Origin of the sequence: Lysobacter sp. Root690 (assembly GCF_001427785.1) — a bacterium.
In the GTDB taxonomy this organism is placed as follows: Bacteria; Pseudomonadota; Gammaproteobacteria; order Xanthomonadales; family Xanthomonadaceae; genus Lysobacter.
In genome coordinates this window covers 47,791-67,540 of the sequence record NZ_LMHM01000014.1, presented here as the reverse complement: position 1 = coordinate 67,540, position 19,750 = coordinate 47,791, and the positions used below count along the sequence as shown (strand labels likewise).

Sequence of the window (19,750 nt, the reverse complement as noted above, 5' to 3'; positions counted from 1 at the left end):
TCCTGTCTCGGTGGCGCACGGCGCACATCCATGTGCGCCGCCCTTCGGGTGTGCTGTTGTCAACGCGAGTGCGTGGCTTCGCAGCGCTGGATGAACTGCGCGACTTCAGGCCCAAGCAAAAGCTGCATGGCCTTCCTGTAGGAGCGACGCAAGTCGCGACCGCGGGAATGCAACTACGGCGCAAGTTGCGAGGTTGTCGTCATGGCGCGGTCGCGGGTCGCGACCCGCTCGTGTGCGATCGGTGCAATGACCGATGGGACGGTCTTGCAAGCGCTAGCTGCACGAACAACGCAGGCCGCAACCGGCACCGAGCGGTCACCGGCGCAAATCAGCTCGTGCGCGAAACGATCGACGGCCAAACTGCTAACGGGACTCGCCAGTCGGCAATCCCGACCGCCCATCACCCACCCGAAGCTTTACCCTCACCCGTCCCCTCGAACCCCAACGACGCCGAGTTGATGCAATAGCGCAACCCGGTCGGCCGCGGACCATCCGGGAACAGGTGGCCCAGGTGCGAGTCGCAACGCGCACATTTGACCTCGATCCGGCGCATACCGTGACTCTCGTCGGCATGCTCGCTGACCGCTTCCGGTGCCAGCGGCTGCCAATAACTCGGCCAACCGCTGCCCGAGTCGTACTTGGCGTCCGAGGAGAACAACGGCTCGCCGCAGGCCACGCAGGTGTAGGTGCCGGCTTCCTTGTGATTCCAGAACTTGCCGGTGAAGGCCCGCTCGGTGGCCGAGCAGCGGCAGACCGCGTACTGCTCCGGCGACAATTGCTCGCGCCATTCAGCTTCACTCTTCGCGACCGCCGGCGCCGTGGTCGCCTGCGATTCGGCCGACGGCTGCGTCGCGGCGGGGGCGGCCGGGTCCGGGTTCGGGTGGGGGTGCTGGCTCATGACGTCCTCCTGGGTAGGCAAGCGGATCGATGCGGCGTTCGCGGAAGATGAACGCCGAAGCCCGATAGATGGCGCTCGCGTTGCCCGCTTGCAAGGGATACGGCAAGCTAACGGCCGTTTTTCCGTCTGCCGGATGCTCGCGTGCGCAAACCCTTCCGCCTGCTCCCGTTATCGTTGTGCATCGCCATCGCCCTGCCCGCTTACGCGGCGGACGACAACGAGAATTGGGGGCTGTGCCCGCTGATCGACGCGGTGCCGTCCTTCGACGACGCCCCCGCCCCGACCGGCACCGCCGACCAGCGCACCGCCCAGCCGACCGATATCGACGGCGGCACCCTGCAGCGCGGCAGCAACGAGCAGAACATCGTGGTCCAGGACAACGTCCGGCTCAGCCGAGGCGACCAGTTCCTGGGCACCGACAAGCTCAGCTACAACCAGGAGTCGGGCAAGTACACGGCCGAGGGCCACGTGCGCTACCAGGACTCCAGCATGCGCATGGTCGCCGAGCACGCCGAGGGCGATCAGAACGCCGACCAGCACCGCATCGACGACGTCGAATACCAGCTGACCTCGCGCCGCGGCAACGGCGGCGCCGAACGCATCGACTTGAACGGGGCCAAGGGCGCGCTGCACAGCTCGACCTACTCCACCTGCGCTCCGAACCAGCGCGTTTGGGAACTGCGCGCTCACCGCATCGATCTGGACACCGACAAGGGCATGGGCGTGGCGCGCAACGCGACCTTGCGCATCGGCAAGATCCCGGTGCTGTACGTGCCGTGGTTCATGTTCCCGATCGACGACCAGCGCCGCACCGGCCTGCTGTTTCCGAATATCGGCGTGTCGGGCAAGAACGGTTTCGACTGGCGCCAGCCGATCTACCTCAATCTCGCGCCGAACTACGACGCCACCTTGTTCCCGCGCTACATGAGCAAGCGCGGCGTGGCGATGGGCGGCGAGTTCCGCTGGCTGTACGAGCGCGGCTCGGGCGAGGTCTCGGCCAACTGGATGCCGAGCGACGACCTGCCCCGCAACGATCCCGACCGTTACACCGATTACCGCCGCAACGACCCCAACGGCCTGTTCGAGATCCCCAGGGACCGCATGCCGGAGAAGAACCGCGGCGAGTTCGCGCTCAAGACCCAGCACCGCCTCGACGGCACCTGGTACGCCGGCGCCAACCTGGCCTGGGTCAGCGACAAGTACTACCTGCAGGACTTCAACAACAGCCTGTACGGCCAGTCGGCGATTTCGCTGCGCAGCGAAATCGGCCTGTACGGCCGCGGCCGCTACTGGGACGCGAGCATCATCGCCGACCACAACCAGCTGGCCGACTTCACCCTGCAGGAAAACTCGCTGGCCTACGACCGCCTGCCGCGCGCGACCTTCCACTGGGCCCAGCCCTGGGGCAAGTGGGTCGAGACCGGCGTCGACACCGAGGCGGTGCGTTTCCAGCACGAGGACATGAAGTTCACCCCGGGCGATCCGGCCGCGCCGATCGGCCTGCGCCGCGAGATCCCCGGCGGCAGCCGGTTCGACATCAAGCCCTACATCAGCTTCCCGCTGGAAGGCTCGGCCTGGTTCATCCGGCCCAAGCTGGCCTGGCGCTACACCGCGTACGAACTCGAAGGCGACCTCGCCCAGCAGCTCGCGGCCAGCCAGGCGGCGGCCTTCGCCAGCGCCAACAACGTGCCCAACACGCCCGAGCTGGTGCGCAGCTTCTACGACAAGTCGCCCACCCGCAGCCTGCCGATCACCTCGATCGACGCCGGCATGTACTTCGACCGCGAGACCGAAATCCGCGGCGAGAACTACCTGCACACCCTGGAACCGCGGGTGTTCTACCTGCGCGCGCCGTACCGCGACCAGGGCGGCATCCCGCTGTTCGACACCAACCCGATGTCGTTCAGCTGGGGCGCGCTGTTCCGCGACAACCGCTACTCCGGCGCCGACCGCCAGACCGACGCCAACCAGCTGACCACCGCGCTGACCACCCGCCTGATCAACTCCGAGGACGGCCGCGAGCGTTTGGCCGCGAGCATCGGCCAGATCCAGTACTTCGACGACATCCGCGTGGTCGCCGGCGCCGAGACCCCGATCAAGCAGGGCAAGTCGGCCTGGGTCGCCGACGTCAGCGTCTCGCCGAGCGACCGCTGGACGATCAACGCCACCTACCAGTGGGACCCGCGCCTGCGCAGCGAGGACCTGGCCACCCTGCGCGCGCGCTATCTGTTCGGCGACGCCGGCGTGGTCAACTTCGCCTACCGCTACCGCCGCAACCTGTCGGTGCTGCCGACCGCGCCGCGCGAGCAGCGCGATCAGTTCGAGCAGGCCGACTTCTCGTTCCTGTACCCGATCAACAACAACTGGAGCGTGGTCGGCCGCTACTACTACTCGATCAAGGACAAGCGTCCGCTCGAGCAGATCGCCGGCGTGCAGTGGGAAAGCTGCTGCCTGGCGGTGCGCGCCATCGCCCGCCGCTACCAGCGCAACCGCTCCGAAGACCTCAACAGCTCCTTTCAGGTGGAGTTCGAACTCAAGGGTCTAGGCTCCGCCGGCCAGAACACGGAGCGCGTTTTGCGCCGTGCTATTCTCGGCTATAACCGCGACGACCTGTATCTGGCGCCGCCGTCTCCCACGGTCAGCCGCGAAAACCGCGGCAACGACGCCGACGACTCGACCCTCGACCCGACCCTATGAACAAACTTTTCGCGAGTCCGTTGCTCGCCGGCCTGATCGCCGGTGGCCTGCTGTTCGGTGGGGCCGTCCACGCCCAGGACGTGCAGCCGATCGATCGTATCGCCGCCGTCGTCGATGAAGACGTCATCCTCAAGACCGAGCTGGATCGGGCGGTCGCCAACATCCTGGCCCAGTACGCCGGCCGCAGCGAGCAGCTGCCGCCGCGCGACGTGCTCGAAAAGCAGGTGCTCGAGCGCCTGATCCTGCTCAAGATCCAGGTCGCCCAGGCCCAGGGCACCGGCGTGCGCGTGACCGATCAGGAAATCGATCAGGCCATCGGCGGCATCGCCCAGTCCAACAAGATCAGCGTCGAACAGCTGCGCCAGCAGCTGGCCCGCGACGGCAGCAGCTACACCGATTTCCGCGCCTCGATCCGCGACGAACTGCTGGTCCAGCGCCTGCGTCAGCGCTTCGCCCAGACCCGGGTCTCGGTCAGCGACGCCGAGGTCGACGCCGCGCTGTCGGCGCAGGCCAACACCGGCACCCAGTACCACCTCGCCCACATCCTCGTGGCCCTGCCCGAGGGCGCGACCGCCGAGCAGATCGCGACCGCGCAGAAGAAGGTCGACGGCGTCAAGGCGCTGATCGACAAGGGCGAGATGGACTTCAACGCCGCCGCCGTGCGCTATTCCGACAGCCCCAACGCGCTGGAAGGCGGCGACCTGGGCTGGCGCAACGGCGACGAAATCCCGGCCGCGTTCAGCGACCTGATGAAGCAGATGAAGCCGGGCCAGATCACCGCCCCGCTGCGCGGCCCGAGCGGCTTCCAGCTGCTCAAGCTGGTCGAAGTGCGCGACGCCTCGCAGTCGTCGCCGCAGATGGTCACCCAGTACCACGCCCGCCACATCCTGGTCCGGGTCAGCGACAAGGTCAGCGAAGCGCAAGCCAAGGCCAAGGCCGAAACCCTGCGCGCGCGCATCGCCGGCGGCGCCAAGTTCGAGGACGTGGTCAAGGAAAGCTCCGAAGACCTCGGCACCCAGAGCAAGGGCGGCGACCTGGGCTGGTTCATGAAGGACGAATTCGGTCCGGAGTTCGGCGGCGCGGTCACCAGCCTGGCCGACAACGACATCTCTCAGCCGATCCACACCAGCGCCGGCTACCACATCGTCCAGCGTCTGGGCACGCGCGAAAGCGACGTCGCCGACCAGAGCAAGCGCGCCCAGGTCCAGGAGACCATCGGTCGCCGCAAGCTGGAAGAAGAGTGGAACCGCTTCCTGCGCGAGAAGCGCGGCGAAGCCTACGTGGATTTCCGCGTCGGCAAGGGTTCGGAGGGCAACCAGCCCGGCACCGAGACCACCCTGCCGACCGCCAAGCCCGCCGGCAGCTGACGTGACCCCGCCCCGGCTCGCGCTGGTGCCGGGCGAGCCGGCCGGCGTCGGGCCGGAGCTGTGCGTGCGGCTGCTGCAACGGCCGCGCGATTACGACCTGATCGGCTTCGCCGATCCGCGCAGCCTGCGCGCCGCCGCCGACGCGCTCGGCCTGCCCCTGACCTTGCTGCCGCCCGATCGCCCCTCGCGGGCGCCCGGCGAACTGGCCCTGGTCGAGATTCCCAACCCGGTCCACCCGGCCTTCGGCACGCCCGAGCCGGCCAACGCCGCGGCGGTGATCCAGGCCCTGCTCGACAGCGCCCAGGGCTGCCTGGACGGGCGGTTCGACGGCGTGGTCACCGGTCCCGTGCACAAGGCCGTGATCAACGCCGGCGGCATCGCCTACACCGGCACCACCGAACTGCTGGCGCAGCAGGCCGGGCGCGAGGTGGTGATGATGCTGGCCAACGACATCGTCCGGGTCGCGCTGGCCACCACTCACCTGCCGCTGCGCGCGGTCGCCGACGCGATCGAACCCGGCGCGCTGAGCCGCACCCTGCGCACCGTCGACGCCGCCCTGCGCCACGACTTCGGCATCGCCCGGCCGCGTATCGCCGTGCTCGGCCTGAACCCGCACGCCGGCGAAGCCGGGCACCTGGGCATGGAAGAGATCGAAGTGATCGAGCCGGTCATGGCCGCGTTGCGCGCCGAAGGCCTGGACCTGATCGGCCCGCTGCCGGCCGACACCGCGTTCCTGCCGGCCAAGCTGCAAGGCTTCGACGCGGTCCTGGCGATGTACCACGACCAGGGCCTGCCGGTGCTCAAATACAGCGGCTTCGAGCGCGCGGTGAACCTGACCCTGGGCCTGCCCTACCCGCGCGTCGCGGTCGATCACGGCACCGCGCTGGACCTCGCCGGGCGCGGCCTGGCCGACCCATCCAGTCTGATCGCCGCCGCCGACACCTGCGCGCGCATCGCGCGCACCCGCCGCAACCTGCCCGGAGGCACGCCATGACCGGCACCGCCAAGAGCCACGCCAAGGGCTTCAAGCCCGAAGCCAAGAAACATTTAGGGCAGCACTTCCTGCACGACCAGGGGATCATCTCGATGATCGTGCACGCCGTGGACCCCAAGCCCGGCGACCGCCTGGTCGAAATCGGCCCCGGCCAGGGCGCGATCACCTTCCCGCTGCTGGACCGCCACGGCGAACTGACCGTGATCGAGTTCGACCGCGACCTGATCTTCCCGCTCAGCGAAGGCGCGCGCGCCCACGGCACCCTGGAAGTGATCCACCGCGACGTGCTGACCGTGGATTTCAGCGCGCTCGCCAACGAGAGCCCGATCCGTCTGGTCGGCAACCTGCCCTACAACCTGTCCTCGCCGATCCTGTTCCATGCCCTGGACCACGCCGGCTCGATCGTCGACATGCACTTCATGCTGCAGAAGGAAGTGGTCGACCGCATGGCCGCCGGGCCCGGCAGCAAGGTCTACGGCCGGCTGAGCGTGATGCTGCAGGCCTATTGCCAGGTGATCGCGCTGTTCGATGTGCCACCTGGCGCATTCCGTCCGCCGCCGAAGGTCGATTCGGCGGTGGTGCGGATGATCCCGCACCCGCCCGGAAAGATCGGCATCGACGATCGCGCGCTGTTCGCGCGCGTGGTCCGCGACGCCTTCGGCCAACGCCGCAAGACCCTGCGCAACGCCCTGTCGCGGATCTGCGAAGGCGCCGCGATCGAAGCCGCCGGCCTGCGCCCGGATGCGCGCGCCGAGCAGATCGAAGTCGCCGATTTCGTGGCCCTGGCCAATTGGCTCAAGGCCAATGCGCAGGTCGAGGCCGATACCGGCGAGGATGCGGCCGGCAGTACGGATTGAGCGACTCCGATGCACGCGACGCACCCGATCCACACACCCTCGCCAGCCAGCGCCGCATCGGCGCCAGCACGCCACTGAACGACACGGCGAAGTTTTCCTCCAGCGAAAAACGCGGCGCGCCGATACCGCCCGGCGCACGCGGATTTGCGTGAGCGTTCGCACCATACCGCCTCGCACGCAGGAGGACCGCGGTCCTGCGACGCACATCCGTTGTCCTGGATTCGACCGCATAACCCGTTATCTCGAAGACTCATTCCCGCTTCATCCCCGCTTTGCTTAAACTGCCGCCATGGAACCGCAACGCCACGACTACGCCTTCGACATCGATGTCGCGACCCGCTACCTGGACGACCAGTCCGAGCCGGAGCAGGATCGCTATGTCTTTGCCTACACCATCCACATCCGCAACGCCGGCAAGATTCCCGCGCGCCTGATCTCGCGCCACTGGGTGATCACCGACGCCAACGGCAAGGTGCAGGAAGTACGCGGCGACGGCGTGGTCGGCGAACAGCCCTGGCTGCGGCCGGGCGACGATTACGAATACACCTCGGGCGCCGTGCTCGAAACCAGTCTGGGGACGATGGAGGGCAGCTACGCGATGGTGGCCGACGACGGCACCCAGTTCGAAGCGCCGGTGCCGACGTTCACCCTCACCATTCCGCGCACCCTGCACTGAGCGCGGACGACACATGACTGTTTGGGCAATAGGCGACCTGCAAGGCTGCTACGACGCGACCCAGCGCCTGCTGGAACGCATCAAGTTCGATCCCGCGCAGGATCGGCTGTGGTTCTGCGGCGATCTGGTCAACCGCGGCGGGCAATCGCTGGAAACGCTGCGGCTGGTGCATTCGCTGCGCGAGTACAGCACCACCGTGCTCGGCAATCACGACCTGTCGCTGCTGGCGATCGGCGAACGCACCGAGGAAGAGAAGCGCAAGGTCAATCCCGATCTGCAGCGCATCGTCCTGGCCGAGGACGGCCCGGCCCTGCTCGACTGGCTGCGCCTGCAGAAACTGGTGCATGTCGACCGCAAGCTCGGCTGGATGATGGTGCATGCCGGCCTCGCGCCGAAGTGGACCACCGCGATGGCCGAGCGCCACGCGCGCGAAGTCGAGGAACGTCTGCACGGCGATCAGTACAAGCGCCTGCTCAAGAACATGTACGGCGATCGCCCGGCCTGGAATCCGAAACTCGCCGGCATCGACCGCCACCGCGCGATCATCAACATCTTCACCCGCCTGCGCTATTGCACGCCGCGCGGCCGCATCGCGTTCGAAGACAAGGGCAGCCCCGGCACTCAGCCGGTCGGCCTGTACCCGTGGTACGAAGTGCCGGGCCGCGCCGAACGCGATCTCAAGATCGTGTGCGGGCATTGGTCGACCTTGGGCTTGTTCATCGGCCATGGCGTGCATGCGATCGACACCGGCGCGGTGTGGGGCGGCAAGCTCACCGCGCTGCAGCTCGACACCGACGAACTGCGCCTGGTGCAGGTGCCCGGTCGCGACGTGCCGGCGCATCCGCCGCGGCCGCGGCCGCCGCGCCAACCGAACTGAGCGACCAACGCGCATGCGCCAGGGAAGGTCGCGATCGCAGCCATCCATCGGCTCTGCGTCGACGGCGCGGCAAGCATCCGACACACCGCTGCGAACGCCGCCGGTTTCGCTGACGGCGGTGAGCTTCGCGCGAACGGCCGCCCTGCTGTTGATCGCCGCGCTCGCCGCCGCCTGCTCGCAACCCGCTTCGCCGCCGGCCGAACGCACGATCACGAAGGTCTGGCCGGCGCCGTCCGCCGAACCCGCGGCAGCGTCGCCGCCCGTGGTCGCCGCCGCGCGCGCGCAGATCGGCGTGACCCGCTATTACGATCCGACGTATGTGCAACTCGCCTACCCCGGCGGCGATGTCGCCACCGACCGCGGCGTCTGCACCGACGTGGTGATCCGCGCGCTGCGCAGTCAGAGCCTCGATCTGCAGCAGGCCGTGCACGAGGACATGCGCGCGAACTTCGCCGCGTATCCGACGATCTGGCGGGCGAAATCCACCGACCGCAACATCGATCATCGCCGCGTGCCCAACCTGCGCCGCTGGTTCGAACGCCAGCGCTGGTCCTTGCCGGTCAGCGCGCGCGCCGCCGACTACCGCGCGGGCGATCTGGTGACCTGGGAACTCAACGGCGGCCTGCCGCATATCGGCATCGTGTCCGACCGCAAATCCTGGGACCGGCAGCGGCCGCTGATCCTGCACAACATCGCGCGCGGCACCCAGGAAGACGACGTGCTGTTCGATTATCCGATCACCGGGCATTACCGGCCGGTGTTGCCCGCCGTTGCGGTGGCGTCGCGATGAGCGCGCCCGAGCGACCCGGCGCGCCCGCAGCGGACGCGCGCAACGCGGCGAAACCGGCGGCGCGCAGCAGGCAGGACGAACTCGACTGGCAGGCGGCGAAGGCGAAACGACCCGACCTCATGCTGCTGATGATCGGCACCGTCATCGCCGTGATGGTGCTGGTGGGGATCGTCCGCACTCACCTCGAGATTCCCGGGCCGACCGCCGCGCGAGGCGTCGAACCCGCCGCGTCCGCGAACGCCGCCGCGGCGCGCGACCCGTCGCCGACCGCCAACCGAGCCATCCTGGCGCGCGTGTTCGACAGCACGCTCGCCGATCTCAAGCAAGAAAACGCCGCGAACCCCGAGGCTCGGCGCCAGACCGTGGCCTATCGTTCGATGCTGACCCACACGATCGCCAGCGCCAAGCTCAAGCTGGACATCGAAACCTTCGAATGCGGACGCAGCCTGTGCGTCGGCTCGCTGCGCGGCGACGCAGGCGCCTACGATGCCTTGTTCGCCGCGATCGTGAGCGCGCCGCCGTTGCCGATCCACAGCGTCATCGATTACTCGTCCGAACGCGAGCGCGAGGACGGCCCGCATCGTTTCATCTTCTCGGTGAGCCAGGACATCGATGAAGCGAGCGCGCTCAAACGTCCCGCCGCCAAGCCCTGACCGCGGCCGGCGGAGACCGCCTCAGTCCATGCCCAGGCGGATGTAATCCACGTACTCGAAATCGAATTCGTTGCGCTCGTCGGCACGATGCGACTCGCGCGAGACTTCGCGCCATTCGTCGCGATCGAAGCGCGGGAAGAACGCATCGGCGCCTTCGACTTCGGTATCGACCCGGGTGAGATAGAGCCGCGTCGCCGACGGCAGACACAGCGCGTAGATCTCGCCGCCACCGATCACGCACAGTTCGGCGGCGCCGTCGGCCTGCGCCAGTTCCAGCGCCTGCTCGGTCGAACCCACCGCTTCCATGCCGGCGAACGGCGCCTCCCCTGAGCGGGTCAGTACCAAGTTGCGCCGGCCCGGCAGGGCGCGACCGAGCGACTGCGCGGTCTTGCGCCCCATCAGCAAGGGTTTGCCGAGGGTCAGCGCCTTGAAGCGCTTGAGGTCGTCGGACAAGCGCCACGGCAGCGCGTTGTCGCGGCCGATGGCGTGCTTGCGGTCGAGTGCGGCGATCAGTACCAAGGCGGTCATGCCCAACTCCTGCGCTGTGGCGCCCGCGGCGGGCGCACGTCGGTTTATTCGGATTGCTTGAGCGTATCGGACAGGCGTCCACGCACCGCGAAATTCCGCTCGCGATCGTGGTCGCGACCGCCGACGGACCCAGCGTCGGTCCAATCATCGTGATAGCCGCCGTATTCGACATCGTCGAGCTTCCAGCGGCCGTCCTCGCGCAACATCTGCACGCGGTCGGTCCAGCGCGAGGTTCCGCTGGCCTCGGTGTAGCTGAAGTCGATCTCGAAACTTTCCCGGTCCGCCGCGATTACGCTGCGCTTGCCGAGTTTGAACGTCGTCGCGCCGTCGTACATGCTGGTGAACAGGTCTTCGTCGACGTACGGCGGCTTCGCGCCCGGCGCCTGCGCGATCGACCGATCGCGCTCGCGCGCGGCCGGCGCCATCAGCGCGAGCAGCCGCCGCGACAGCATCGGTTGGTAACGCGCGAGGTCTTCGCCGACCGGCAGGCCGCTCGCGTTGAGCTGCAGATGCATGCGGTAGAACGCCTGCGCCGCATCTGCGGCGCTGTCGCCGACCGGGAGCGGCTCGGCGACAGCTTCGGCCCGCACGCCCGGTTCGACGGCGGGCGCAGGCGGTGGCGGGGGTGGCGGCGGCGTCCGCTCGTTCGCCTGGGTGGGCGCGATGTCCTGCGGCGCGATCGCCGCATCGTCGGTCGGGCTCAGGCATGCGGTCGAACTCAGCACCAGCAGCGACGCGAACCCGAGGTTGAAACGTTGCCGCAACCGCCTCATCGCGCCGCGCTCAGACCGCCACCGGAGCCTTGATCGCCGGCAACGGGTCGTAACCTTCGATGGCGATATCGTCGAACGTGAATTCGAAGATATCGCGCACCTCGGGATTGAGCTTGAGCGTCGGCAGCGCGCGCGGCGTGCGCGACAGCTGCTCGCGCGCCTGCTCGAAGTGGTTGCTGTACAGATGCGCGTCGCCGAGGGTGTGCACGAAATCGCCGACGCCCAGGCCGCAGACTTGCGCGACCATGTGGGTCAGCAAGGCGTAGCTGGCGATGTTGAACGGCACGCCGAGGAAGATGTCGCCGCTGCGCTGGTACAGCTGGCAGCTGAGCTTGCCGTCGGCGACGTAGAACTGGAACAGCGCGTGGCAGGGCATCAGCGCCATCTTCGGCAGGTCGGCGACGTTCCAGGCGCTGACGATCAAGCGGCGCGAATCGGGGTTGCGCTTGATCTCGTCGATCACCCAGCGGATCTGGTCGATCTCCACGCCGTCGGCGCCGGACCAGCGGCGCCACTGCTTGCCGTAGACCGGGCCGAGTTCGCCGTCGGCGTCGGCCCATTCGTCCCAGATGCTGACCTTGTGCTCTTTCAGGTAGGCGGTGTTGGTTTCGCCTTTGAGGAACCACAGCAGCTCATGCACGATCGAGCGCAGATGCAGTTTCTTGGTGGTCAGCAGCGGGAAGCCGGCGTTCAAGTCGTAGCGCAGCTGCCAGCCGAATACGCTGCGCGTGCCGGTGCCGGTGCGGTCGGATTTCTCGGTGCCGTGATCGAGCACGTGACGCAGCAGGTCGAGGTAGTTGTGCATGGCTCAGCCCTTGTTCGCGGTCGCGGCGGCGTCGGCCGGTTCGGCGGTCGGCAATTGCGGCTGCAGGGTCGGCGAACGCGTCGACCGCCACAGCCAGAACAGGCCCAGCAGGATCAGCGGCATGCTCAGCACCTGGCCCATGGTCAGCCAGCCGAACGCGAGGTAGCCGTGATCGCCGATCTGCGCATCGGGCACGCGCACGAATTCAACGATGAAGCGGAAGCAGCCATACAGCAGCGCGAACATGCCCGACACCGCGTAACGCGGACGCGGCTTGCGCGAGAACCACCACAGGATCACGAACATCGCCAAACCTTCCAGCGCGGCCTGATACAACTGCGAAGGATGCCGCGCGTAGCGGTCCAGCGCGCCGGCGGCGTACTGGGTCTGCAGCTGCTGGGTGGTCCAGTTGGCGAACTCCGGCGCGCGCGGGAAGATCACGCCCCAGCCGCCGTCGGTGAACTTGCCCCACAACTCGCCGCCGATGTAATTGCCCAGGCGGCCGAAGCCGAGACCCGGCGGCACCAGCGGGGCGACAAAATCCATCACATCGAAGAAATGCGTGCGATGGCCGCGCGCCCACCACCAGGCCGCGACCATCACCCCGATCAGGCCGCCGTGGAAGCTCATGCCGCCTTCCCAGATGCGCACCAGCATCAGCGGGTCTTTGATCAGTTCGGCGAAGTTGTAGAAGAACACGTAGCCGATGCGGCCGCCGAGGACCACGCCGAGCATGGCGTAGAACAGCAGATCGCCGTAGGCCTGTTCGTTGACGCCGGGCAGCCGGCCGGCGCGCACGCGCTGGCGGCCGAGCCACCAGGCGCTGACGAACCCGAGCAGATACATGATCCCGTACCAATGGACTTGCAGCGGGCCGAGATGGAGTGCGATCGGGTCGATCTGGTGCAGGATGGTCATGCGGCGGGGCGGCTCGGGGGCGGATGACCGGCTTATTGTGCCCCAGGCCGCCCGCAGCCGGGGTGCCGGTTGCGGCCGCTGGACGCGGGCGCGGCTCGGGTTTCAGCGTGGGTTGGGGCTGGGCTGGGTCGGGCTTTGGACGGGCCGCAACGGCGCGCGAATTCGGTTTCGATCGGCTTGGGTCGGCGCGAAGTCTGGCGAGAGGATTTCGGCGCCGAGGCGTTGCGATCCGATAAAGCGCAGGTTCGCGCGAACCCTGCGAACCGCCGCGGGGACGAGGCCGCATCGACGAACCGCTTCGCGCGGTTCAGCGGTCGCGAAGCTCGCTCAGGCCCGCCGCCGCATCGGTCAAAGCCGCACGGTCAAAGCCGCACCGGCCGATCCGGCAACTCGTTGCCCTCGCCGGCCGCGCCGCCGCGCTCGCCGGGCGACGACTCGGGCGAGACTTCATCACGCGGGAAGTGCTCAGCGATGATCTCCGACAAGGCCGCTATCCCGCCCAGCACCGCCGCCTCGGCCTCGCCCGCGGCCAAGGCCTGCTGGATGCGCTCGCATACCGCCTGCCAACGCTCGTCGCCGACCCGCGCGGCGTAGCCGCGATCGGCGACGATCTCGATGCGGTGATCGGCCAGCAGCAGATACAGCAGCACGCCGTTGTTGGCCGCGGTGTCCCACACCCGCAACTGCGCGAACGCGACATGCGCGGCGTCGCGCGCATCGCGGCCGTCGAGCAGTTCGCCCAGGCTCAATCGCGACTCGACCGCGAAGCACAGCTGGCCGTGGTGATGGCGTTCGCCGGCCGCGATCGCCTCGCCGATCCGCTCCAGGCTGTCGGCCGGAAACACGCGTCGCGACGAAGGCGCGAACAGATGGCGTAGCCAACGCATCACCAACTCCCCGAGGCGCCGCCGCCTCCGCTGGACCCGCCGCCGCCCGACCAGCCGCCCCCACCGCCGCTGCCGCCTCCACCACCGCCCCAACCGCCGCCACCGCTGTAGCCGCCCGAGCCACCGCTGCTGACAAACATCCCGCCACCGCCGCCGATCAGGCCGAACACCAGGCCGACCACACCCGCCACCACGGCCAGCCACACCGACGGCGTCAACTGCCAGACCACGAAGGCCGACACCGCGGCAGAGGCGAGGCCGCGAACCAAGGCCGGCAGGCGGCGGATGAAAATATTCAAGATCCCGTTGGCGAAACTCGCCACCACGATGGCCAGGATCAGCCCGGTCATGCCCGAAGCGACCGCCTGGCCGGCGATCGCGTCGTCGTCGCCGGCCAGCGGCGCCGGCAAGGGTTCGCCGTCGATCAGCTTGGTCAGCATCGCGGTGGCGTCGGCAAGGCCGCCGGCGTAATCGCCTTCGCGGAATTTCGGGGTGATGTATTCCTGGATGATGCGTCCGGCCTGGGCGTCGGTGATCGCGCCTTCCAGGCCATAACCGACTTCGATGCGCACCCGCCGATCGTCCTTGGCGACCACCAGCAGCACACCGTCGGACACGCCCTTGCGGCCCAGTTGGAACTGGTCGAACGCGCGCACCGCGTACGAATCGATGTCCTCGGGCTGGGTGCTCGCGACCATCAGGATCTGCAACTGGCTGCCCTTGCGTTGCTGCAACGCGCGCGCCTGCGCATCGAGCTGCGCGCGCGCGCTGTCGTCGAGCGTGCCGGTGGTATCGACCACCGGCGACTGCATCGCCGGAATCCTCGCCAGCGCCTGCGCGAACACGCCGCCCATCGGCAACAGCAGGCACAGCGCGAGCAGCACCCGCAGCGCGAACGCTGCCCGCATCGAGTGGCCGATCGAACTGTCGTGACGACTCACCATGATCCGCTCGCGCCTCCGCCGCCGCTGCGTCCACCGCCGCCGGACCAGCTGTCGGAGCTGTCCGAGCTGCTGGAACTGCTGGAGCTACCGGAACTCGAGCTCGAACCGGAACCGGCGGAGATCCCGTAAGAACCCGACTGGCGCGATTTCTTCTTCTTTTTCTTCCTGCGCGACTTGCTGGAACGATGATGCCCGATCGACGAAGCCTTGCCGCGCGAGCGTCCCCAGCCGCTGAGGCGGGGATGGAACAGGAACCAGAACACCCACACGAACACCGCCAACACACCGAACACGATCGCCGACGCGGCATTCAAACCCGGCTCCATGCCAAGCCCTCGCTGGGCGCCGGGAATGAGCGTCCAGCCGTATGCACCCAGCGCCAGGATCAGCGGCATCCGGATCGCGAAGCCGAGCCGGCTCTCGCCCCAGGCCACGATCGGCGGCGCCAGCACCGCCGCCAACAGCGGTACCGTGAGCAGCTGCAACAACAGGCCGATGAAAATACCCGGCAGATTCGGCGCACGGCCGTGCCAGACGAACACGATCGCGATCACCAGCGTCACCGCGACCGCGAACCCGGCCATCCCGACGCGCAACCAGCGCTGGCTCGGCAACCAGTGGCCGATCGCGATACCGGCCGCGGCGAACTTGGCCGCGTCCATGACCGAGCCGTTGCCGCTCACCAGCGAAGCGAAGATCAGCGGCAGCACCAAGGCGACCGGCCACACCGCCGCGCGCGGCAACGCGCGCGCGCTTCCAATCGCGGCCACGCCGAGCGCGAACACGAACGCGAACGACCACGCCGTGTCCTGCCGCCGCCAACCCACCCAATCCGGCGGCTCGGCCGGTGCCGCCGACGGCGACGACGGTGGCGGCGCCGGCAAGGCTTCGTTGTCGATCAACGCAGTCAATGCGGCGGTGGCCTGACGCAGGCCGGCGGCGTAGTCGCCTTCGCCGAAGCGCGGGCCGATGTAGTCGCTGATGATCGTCGCGGCCTGCGCGTCGGTGATCGCGCCCTCCAGGCCGTAGCCGACTTCGATGCGCACGCGCTTGTCGCGCTTGGCGACCACCAACAACACGCCGTCGGATACGTCCTTGCGGCCGAGCTCGAACTGGTCGAACGCGCGCACCGCGTACGCATCGATGTCCTCCGGCGCGGTGCTGTCGATCATCAGCACCTGCAACTGACTGCCCTTGCGCTGCTGCAACGCGCGCGCCTGCGCCGTGAGCTGCGAACGCGTCGCCTCGTCGAGCGTGCCGGTGGTGTCGACCACCGGCGATTCCATCGCCGGGATCGGCGCCAAGGACTGCGCCAGCGCGCTGGCTATCGGCAAGCACAAGCACAGCGCGAACAGCATCCGCGCCAGCCACGGCGCGCGGCCAATGCCCATGCCCGCAGCGCGCCGGGTATTCACCACGACCCGCTCGAGCCGCTGCCGCCGCTGCGCCCGCCGCCGCCGGAATAACTCGAACTGCTGCTGGAACTGCTGCTGGAGCGACTGCGCCGACGGCGACGATCGTCGTCGTCATCGCCGCGCGTACCGCTACGCCAGCCGCCGTCGCCGAACGCGGTGAAAAAGGTGAAGGTGGTCGTGAGATACGTGATCAACACCAGCGGCATGAAACGCTCCCAACTGGTTTCGCTGACGATGGCCGAATACGACGCCGCCAGCGCCCAGCCCGCCGCCACCGCGACGATCGCCCAGCGGCCGAAGAACGCGAGCGGACCGCGCCGCCAGGCCGCGCGCATGCCCAGCAGCGGCACCACGATGAACGGCAAGGCGAACAGCGTGCCGAAGATCGACACGAAGATCAGCAACGGCATCGGCATGCTGTCGTCGGGTTCGGGCAGCGGGGTGCCGTCGATCAGGCCGATCAGCGCGTCGCTGCCGCGCAGCAATCCCTCGCCGTACTCGCCTTTGCGGAACGCCGGGCTCAGGTACTCGTCGATCACCTGGGTCGCGGCTTCGTCGGTGACCGTCTGCTCCAGGCCGTACCCGACGTGGATGCGCATGCGCCGGTCGTTCTTCGCCACCACGATCAACACGCCGTCGTCGATGTCCGCGCGTCCGGGCTTCCATTGCTCGAACACGCGCTGGGCATAGGCCTCGATCGATTCGGCGCCGGTGCTGTCGATCATCAACAGCATCAGCTGCGCGCCCTTGCGGCGTTGCAGGTCGAGCGAGCGCTCGCGCAGCGTGGCCTGGGTCGCTGCATCGAGAGTGCCGGTGGTGTCGGTCACCGGCGAGGTCAGTTTGGGAATCGCGCGCAGCGGTTGCGCGGCGAGATTCAATCCGGCCAGCGCCAACAGCAGCAATAGCGCGAGCCGCGCCCACGCACTGCGTGCAGGCCGGCGCGAACCGTGGAACGAATTCATGACCACACCCTCGAAGCGATCCATGCCCATCAGCGGCGCCCCGCGGCGCCGCTACCTTCGTCGTCGCCGACCCCGCTCAAGACAACCGCGGCCGGCCGGCAATGCGCGCGAACGCGCGGCACGGCCGGCTCAGCCGCCGGCCGGCGGCGCGGGCGCGGGTGCCGGGGCAGGCGCCGGAGCGGCGGCGGGCTGACCGAAATCGACCTTCGGCGCTTCCTGGATCTCCGCCGCGTTCTGCACGGTGAAATTCGGCTTGGTCGAGTAGCCGAACATCTTCGCGGTGAGATTGGTCGGGAACTGGCGCAGGTAGGTGTTGTAGTCCTGGACCGCGGTGATATAGCGCTGGCGCTCCACGGTGATGCGGTTTTCGGTGCCTTCCAACTGGGTCTGCAGGCTCAGGAAGCCCTGGTCGGCCTTGAGCTGCGGGTAGTTTTCGCTGACCACCAGCAGGCGGCCGATCGCGCCGCGCAACTCGCCCTGGGCCTGTTCGAACTGCTGCAGCGAGGCCGGATCGTTGGCGTCGACGTTGATGCTGCCGACCTTCGAGCGCGCTTCGGTGACCTGCACCAGCACCTGCTGCTCGTGGCTGGCGTAGCCCTTCACCGTCGCGACCAGGTTCGGCACCAGGTCGGCGCGGCGCTTGTAGACGTTGAGCACCTGCGACCAGGCGGCGTTCACCGCTTCGTCCTTCTGCTGGATGGTGTTGTAGCCGCAGCCGCTGAGCACGACGGTCAAGGCAAGCACGATCAAGGCTCGGAACATGGCGCGACTCTCCCGCTGGATGACGGCCGCATTGCAGCACCGGGCGGGGATCGGCGCAATGGTCGCGGTGTGACGACGACGCCCGGGCGGTGGAGCCCGCATGCGCGGTCGTTGCCGCGAGGTTTTTATGGGCGGGGCTTCAGCCCCGATGCTTTTCGCTCAGATCGCCCGAAGCCACTGGAACCCGGATCGAAAGGCGCCGGGGCTGAAGCCCCACCCACAAAAGACCTCGAAGCTCGATCGCAAGCGGTCACCCCAGCCACGAAAAAGGCCGGCGATCGCTCGCCGGCCTCTCGTAGTCTCACCGCGCCGCGCTTACTCCGCGGTCAACCGCCGCGATGCGCGCTTTTTGGCCCACAGGTTCAGGCACTCGACCAGCGCCGAGAAGCCCATCGCGCCGTAGATGTAGCCCTTCGGAATATGCACTTCCAGGCCGTCGGCGATCAGGTACACGCCGACCAGGACGATGAAGGCCAGCGCCAGCATCTTGATGGTCGGGTTGTTGTCGATGAAATGGCCCAGCGGCTTGGACGCCAGCAGCATCACGCCGACCGCCAGCAGGATCGCGGCGACCATCACCGGGGTGTGGTTGGCCATGCCGACCGCGGCGATCACCGAGTCCAGCGAGAACACGATGTCGATCACCGCGATCTGCGCGATCACCGCCATGAACGACGCCGCCGGCTTGGTGTGGATGTCTTCGGATTCGTCCTCGCCGACGATCAAATCCTTGACCTCCATCGAGCCCTTCACCAGCAAGAACGCGCCGCCGAGGATCAGCACCAGGTCGCGCACCGAGATGCCCTGGCCGAGCACGGTGAACAGGTCGCTGGTCAGGCCGGCCAACCAGGCCAGGGTCAGCAGCAGCGCGATACGGGTGATGCAGGCCACCGCGATGCCGAACTTGCGCGCTTTCTCGCGGCTCTCGTACGGCAGCTTGCTGACCGCGATCGAGATGAAGACGAGGTTGTCGATACCCAGCACGATTTCGATCGCGCTCAGGGTGACCAAGGTGATCCAGACTTGCGGATCGGTGAGCAGTTCAATCACGTGCGGCATACCTCAAGGTGTAGTGGGAATCCCGCGGCGGGGTCCGCGGACGGGCGCGCCGCGAGGGCGGCCCGGTTGGAACGGCCTGCGCCGTTCCGGGATACGCAATGCAGTCCGTGCGGGCGCGCTCAGCCCATCAGGTGGTGCCACAACCGCGGGCCGAGGATCGCGGCCCAGGTCAGCAGCACGTTCATCAGCAGCACGAACACCGCCGCCGAGCCCATGTCCTTGGCGCGTCCGGCCAGTTCGTGGAACTCCGGGCCGTAGCGTTCGATCACCGCCTCGACCGCGGAGTTGAGCAGTTCCACGCTCAGCACCAGCAGGATCGAGCCGATCAGCAGCGAGCGTTCGACCCCGCTTGCGCCGAAATACCAGCCGATCGGCGCCAGTACCACGAACATGTACACCTCGAGCCGGAACGAGGACTCGTGCAGCCAGGCCGCGCGCAGGCCCTGGAACGACCAGGTCGCGGCCTTGAGGATGCGACCGGGACCGCGCGGCTTGTGCCCGTATTCGTCAGCCACGGGGACGCTCCATGGCGGCCGCGGGGGTGGTGTGATCGGGGCGCTCGGGCGGAGACGGCTCGAAGGTCGGCATGGCGTGCGGGTCTCGATCGTGCGGGCCGGGGCCGGCCGGGCGCGGCCGGGGCCGCTACAGGGCGGAGATTTTGCCACAAGCCCGGCGGGGCTGCCCTCGCGGTGGGGTGTGGGGCTCGGCCGGTGCCCGGGGCGGTGGGTTCGCTGCGTCGGTGCTGTCCGGACCTGAGGCCCTGCGGTCGGGCTGGGCGTTGTACCTGTCGGGCAGTTGCGAGTTGGGGGTTGGGGGTTGGGGGTTTGATCGCCAATCGGGTTTGCGGTGGGTGGTGCGCGCGGGGTTGCATCGTCGAGCGGCGCGCGA

Annotated in this window: 19 protein-coding genes and 1 pseudogene; 8 read left to right on the top strand and 12 right to left on the bottom strand. The window is 68.2% G+C overall.

The features are described from left to right. Positions 1–400 precede the first annotated feature (400 nt). Positions 401–898 carry a peptide-methionine (R)-S-oxide reductase MsrB gene (gene msrB, locus ASD86_RS16615; RefSeq protein WP_082578430.1) on the bottom strand — a complete coding sequence of 166 codons (498 nt, stop codon included), beginning with the start codon at positions 896–898 and terminating at the stop codon, positions 401–403. Between the two features lie 141 nt (positions 899–1,039). On the opposite strand from msrB, the gene lptD reads away from it, so the two are divergent. The 8 genes and pseudogenes from lptD (at position 1,040) to ASD86_RS16575 (ending at position 9,809) form a co-directional block, all read left to right on the top strand. Continuing rightward, positions 1,040–3,595, top strand: coding sequence for an LPS assembly protein LptD (gene lptD, locus ASD86_RS16610; protein ID WP_056112985.1), 2,556 nt, complete (start codon positions 1,040–1,042; stop codon positions 3,593–3,595). Continuing rightward, on the top strand, positions 3,592–4,962 hold the full coding sequence (locus ASD86_RS16605) for a peptidylprolyl isomerase (RefSeq protein WP_056112980.1): 1,371 nt from the start codon (positions 3,592–3,594) through the stop codon (positions 4,960–4,962). The genes lptD and ASD86_RS16605 overlap by 4 nt, the downstream gene beginning before the upstream one ends. Before the next feature lies 1 nt (position 4,963). Next, the gene (gene pdxA, locus ASD86_RS16600) at positions 4,964–5,956 is read left to right on the top strand and encodes a 4-hydroxythreonine-4-phosphate dehydrogenase PdxA (RefSeq protein ID WP_056112976.1); all 993 of its coding nucleotides are present in this window, start codon (positions 4,964–4,966) and stop codon (positions 5,954–5,956) included. Continuing rightward, a complete protein-coding gene (rsmA, locus tag ASD86_RS16595) occupies positions 5,953–6,813 on the top strand; it encodes a 16S rRNA (adenine(1518)-N(6)/adenine(1519)-N(6))-dimethyltransferase RsmA (protein ID WP_056112973.1) in 861 nt (286 codons plus the stop codon). The genes pdxA and rsmA overlap by 4 nt, the downstream gene beginning before the upstream one ends. A 289-nt stretch (positions 6,814–7,102) precedes the next feature. After that, positions 7,103–7,489: a Co2+/Mg2+ efflux protein ApaG gene (gene apaG, locus ASD86_RS16590; RefSeq protein ID WP_056112969.1), complete on the top strand. Its 387-nt coding sequence runs from the start codon at positions 7,103–7,105 to the stop codon at positions 7,487–7,489. A 13-nt stretch (positions 7,490–7,502) separates the two neighbouring features. After that, positions 7,503–8,373 (top strand): annotated as a pseudogene (locus tag ASD86_RS16585) (symmetrical bis(5'-nucleosyl)-tetraphosphatase); the annotation flags it as partial. 111 nt (positions 8,374–8,484) lie between these two features. Continuing rightward, on the top strand, positions 8,485–9,156 hold the full coding sequence (locus tag ASD86_RS16580) for a DUF1287 domain-containing protein (RefSeq protein ID WP_235567792.1): 672 nt from the start codon (positions 8,485–8,487) through the stop codon (positions 9,154–9,156). Further along, positions 9,153–9,809: a hypothetical protein gene (locus tag ASD86_RS16575; RefSeq protein WP_056112966.1), complete on the top strand. Its 657-nt coding sequence runs from the start codon at positions 9,153–9,155 to the stop codon at positions 9,807–9,809. The genes ASD86_RS16580 and ASD86_RS16575 overlap by 4 nt, the downstream gene beginning before the upstream one ends. Positions 9,810–9,830: 21 nt before the next feature. Here the strand turns inward: ASD86_RS16575 and ASD86_RS16570 are convergent, their stop codons facing one another. The 11 genes from ASD86_RS16570 to ASD86_RS16520 all read right to left on the bottom strand — a co-directional run bounded on the left by ASD86_RS16570 (position 9,831) and on the right by ASD86_RS16520 (position 19,377). Further along, positions 9,831–10,337, bottom strand: a complete 507-nt coding sequence (locus ASD86_RS16570) for a dihydrofolate reductase (protein WP_200957259.1) — start codon at positions 10,335–10,337, stop codon at positions 9,831–9,833. Between the two features lie 44 nt (positions 10,338–10,381). Continuing rightward, positions 10,382–11,110 (bottom strand): DUF3828 domain-containing protein, encoded by a 729-nt coding sequence (locus ASD86_RS16565; protein WP_056112963.1) that lies wholly within the window; start codon positions 11,108–11,110, stop codon positions 10,382–10,384. Positions 11,111–11,120: 10 nt separating this feature from the next. Then, a complete protein-coding gene (locus ASD86_RS16560) occupies positions 11,121–11,915 on the bottom strand; it encodes a thymidylate synthase (protein ID WP_056112960.1) in 795 nt (264 codons plus the stop codon). A gap of 3 nt (positions 11,916–11,918) precedes the next feature. Further along, positions 11,919–12,833, bottom strand: a complete 915-nt coding sequence (gene lgt / locus ASD86_RS16555; protein WP_056112956.1) for a prolipoprotein diacylglyceryl transferase — start codon at positions 12,831–12,833, stop codon at positions 11,919–11,921. 362 nt (positions 12,834–13,195) lie between these two features. Then, entirely contained in the window at positions 13,196–13,720 is a 525-nt protein-coding gene (locus ASD86_RS16550) for a TPM domain-containing protein (RefSeq protein WP_056112954.1), read from the bottom strand. Continuing rightward, positions 13,720–14,628, bottom strand: a complete 909-nt coding sequence (locus tag ASD86_RS16545; protein WP_056113247.1) for a TPM domain-containing protein — start codon at positions 14,626–14,628, stop codon at positions 13,720–13,722. The genes ASD86_RS16550 and ASD86_RS16545 overlap by 1 nt, the downstream gene beginning before the upstream one ends. A 29-nt stretch (positions 14,629–14,657) precedes the next feature. Further along, entirely contained in the window at positions 14,658–16,055 is a 1,398-nt protein-coding gene (locus ASD86_RS27915; protein ID WP_056112951.1) for a TPM domain-containing protein, read from the bottom strand. Between the two features lie 20 nt (positions 16,056–16,075). Further along, entirely contained in the window at positions 16,076–17,041 is a 966-nt protein-coding gene (locus ASD86_RS16535; RefSeq protein WP_056112947.1) for a TPM domain-containing protein, read from the bottom strand. Positions 17,042–17,170: 129 nt separating this feature from the next. Then, positions 17,171–17,803, bottom strand: a complete 633-nt coding sequence (locus tag ASD86_RS16530; protein ID WP_056112944.1) for a LemA family protein — start codon at positions 17,801–17,803, stop codon at positions 17,171–17,173. 315 nt (positions 17,804–18,118) lie between these two features. Beyond that, complete coding sequence (locus ASD86_RS16525; RefSeq protein WP_235567786.1) at positions 18,119–18,853, bottom strand: TerC family protein; 735 nt, start codon at positions 18,851–18,853, stop codon at positions 18,119–18,121. Between the two features lie 128 nt (positions 18,854–18,981). Next, positions 18,982–19,377, bottom strand: coding sequence for a diacylglycerol kinase (locus ASD86_RS16520; RefSeq protein ID WP_046657717.1), 396 nt, complete (start codon positions 19,375–19,377; stop codon positions 18,982–18,984). Positions 19,378–19,750: the final 373 nt, after the last annotated feature.

Excerpts from the sequence above, each read along its gene's own strand:
- msrB (WP_082578430.1), bottom strand. The coding sequence starts at position 898 with ATGAGCCAGCACCCCCACCCGAACCCGGACCCGGCCGCCCCCGCCGCG.
- ASD86_RS16605 (WP_056112980.1), top strand. The coding sequence starts at position 3,592 with ATGAACAAACTTTTCGCGAGTCCGTTGCTCGCCGGCCTGATCGCCGGT.
- rsmA (WP_056112973.1), top strand. The coding sequence starts at position 5,953 with ATGACCGGCACCGCCAAGAGCCACGCCAAGGGCTTCAAGCCCGAAGCC.
- apaG (WP_056112969.1), top strand. The coding sequence starts at position 7,103 with ATGGAACCGCAACGCCACGACTACGCCTTCGACATCGATGTCGCGACC.
- ASD86_RS16575 (WP_056112966.1), top strand. The coding sequence starts at position 9,153 with ATGAGCGCGCCCGAGCGACCCGGCGCGCCCGCAGCGGACGCGCGCAAC.
- ASD86_RS16570 (WP_200957259.1), bottom strand. The coding sequence starts at position 10,337 with ATGACCGCCTTGGTACTGATCGCCGCACTCGACCGCAAGCACGCCATC.
- ASD86_RS16565 (WP_056112963.1), bottom strand. The coding sequence starts at position 11,110 with ATGAGGCGGTTGCGGCAACGTTTCAACCTCGGGTTCGCGTCGCTGCTG.
- ASD86_RS16560 (WP_056112960.1), bottom strand. The coding sequence starts at position 11,915 with ATGCACAACTACCTCGACCTGCTGCGTCACGTGCTCGATCACGGCACC.
- lgt (WP_056112956.1), bottom strand. The coding sequence starts at position 12,833 with ATGACCATCCTGCACCAGATCGACCCGATCGCACTCCATCTCGGCCCG.
- ASD86_RS16550 (WP_056112954.1), bottom strand. The coding sequence starts at position 13,720 with ATGCGTTGGCTACGCCATCTGTTCGCGCCTTCGTCGCGACGCGTGTTT.
- ASD86_RS16545 (WP_056113247.1), bottom strand. The coding sequence starts at position 14,628 with ATGCGGGCAGCGTTCGCGCTGCGGGTGCTGCTCGCGCTGTGCCTGCTG.
- ASD86_RS27915 (WP_056112951.1), bottom strand. The coding sequence starts at position 16,055 with ATGGGCATTGGCCGCGCGCCGTGGCTGGCGCGGATGCTGTTCGCGCTG.
- ASD86_RS16535 (WP_056112947.1), bottom strand. The coding sequence starts at position 17,041 with ATGAATTCGTTCCACGGTTCGCGCCGGCCTGCACGCAGTGCGTGGGCG.
- ASD86_RS16530 (WP_056112944.1), bottom strand. The coding sequence starts at position 17,803 with ATGTTCCGAGCCTTGATCGTGCTTGCCTTGACCGTCGTGCTCAGCGGC.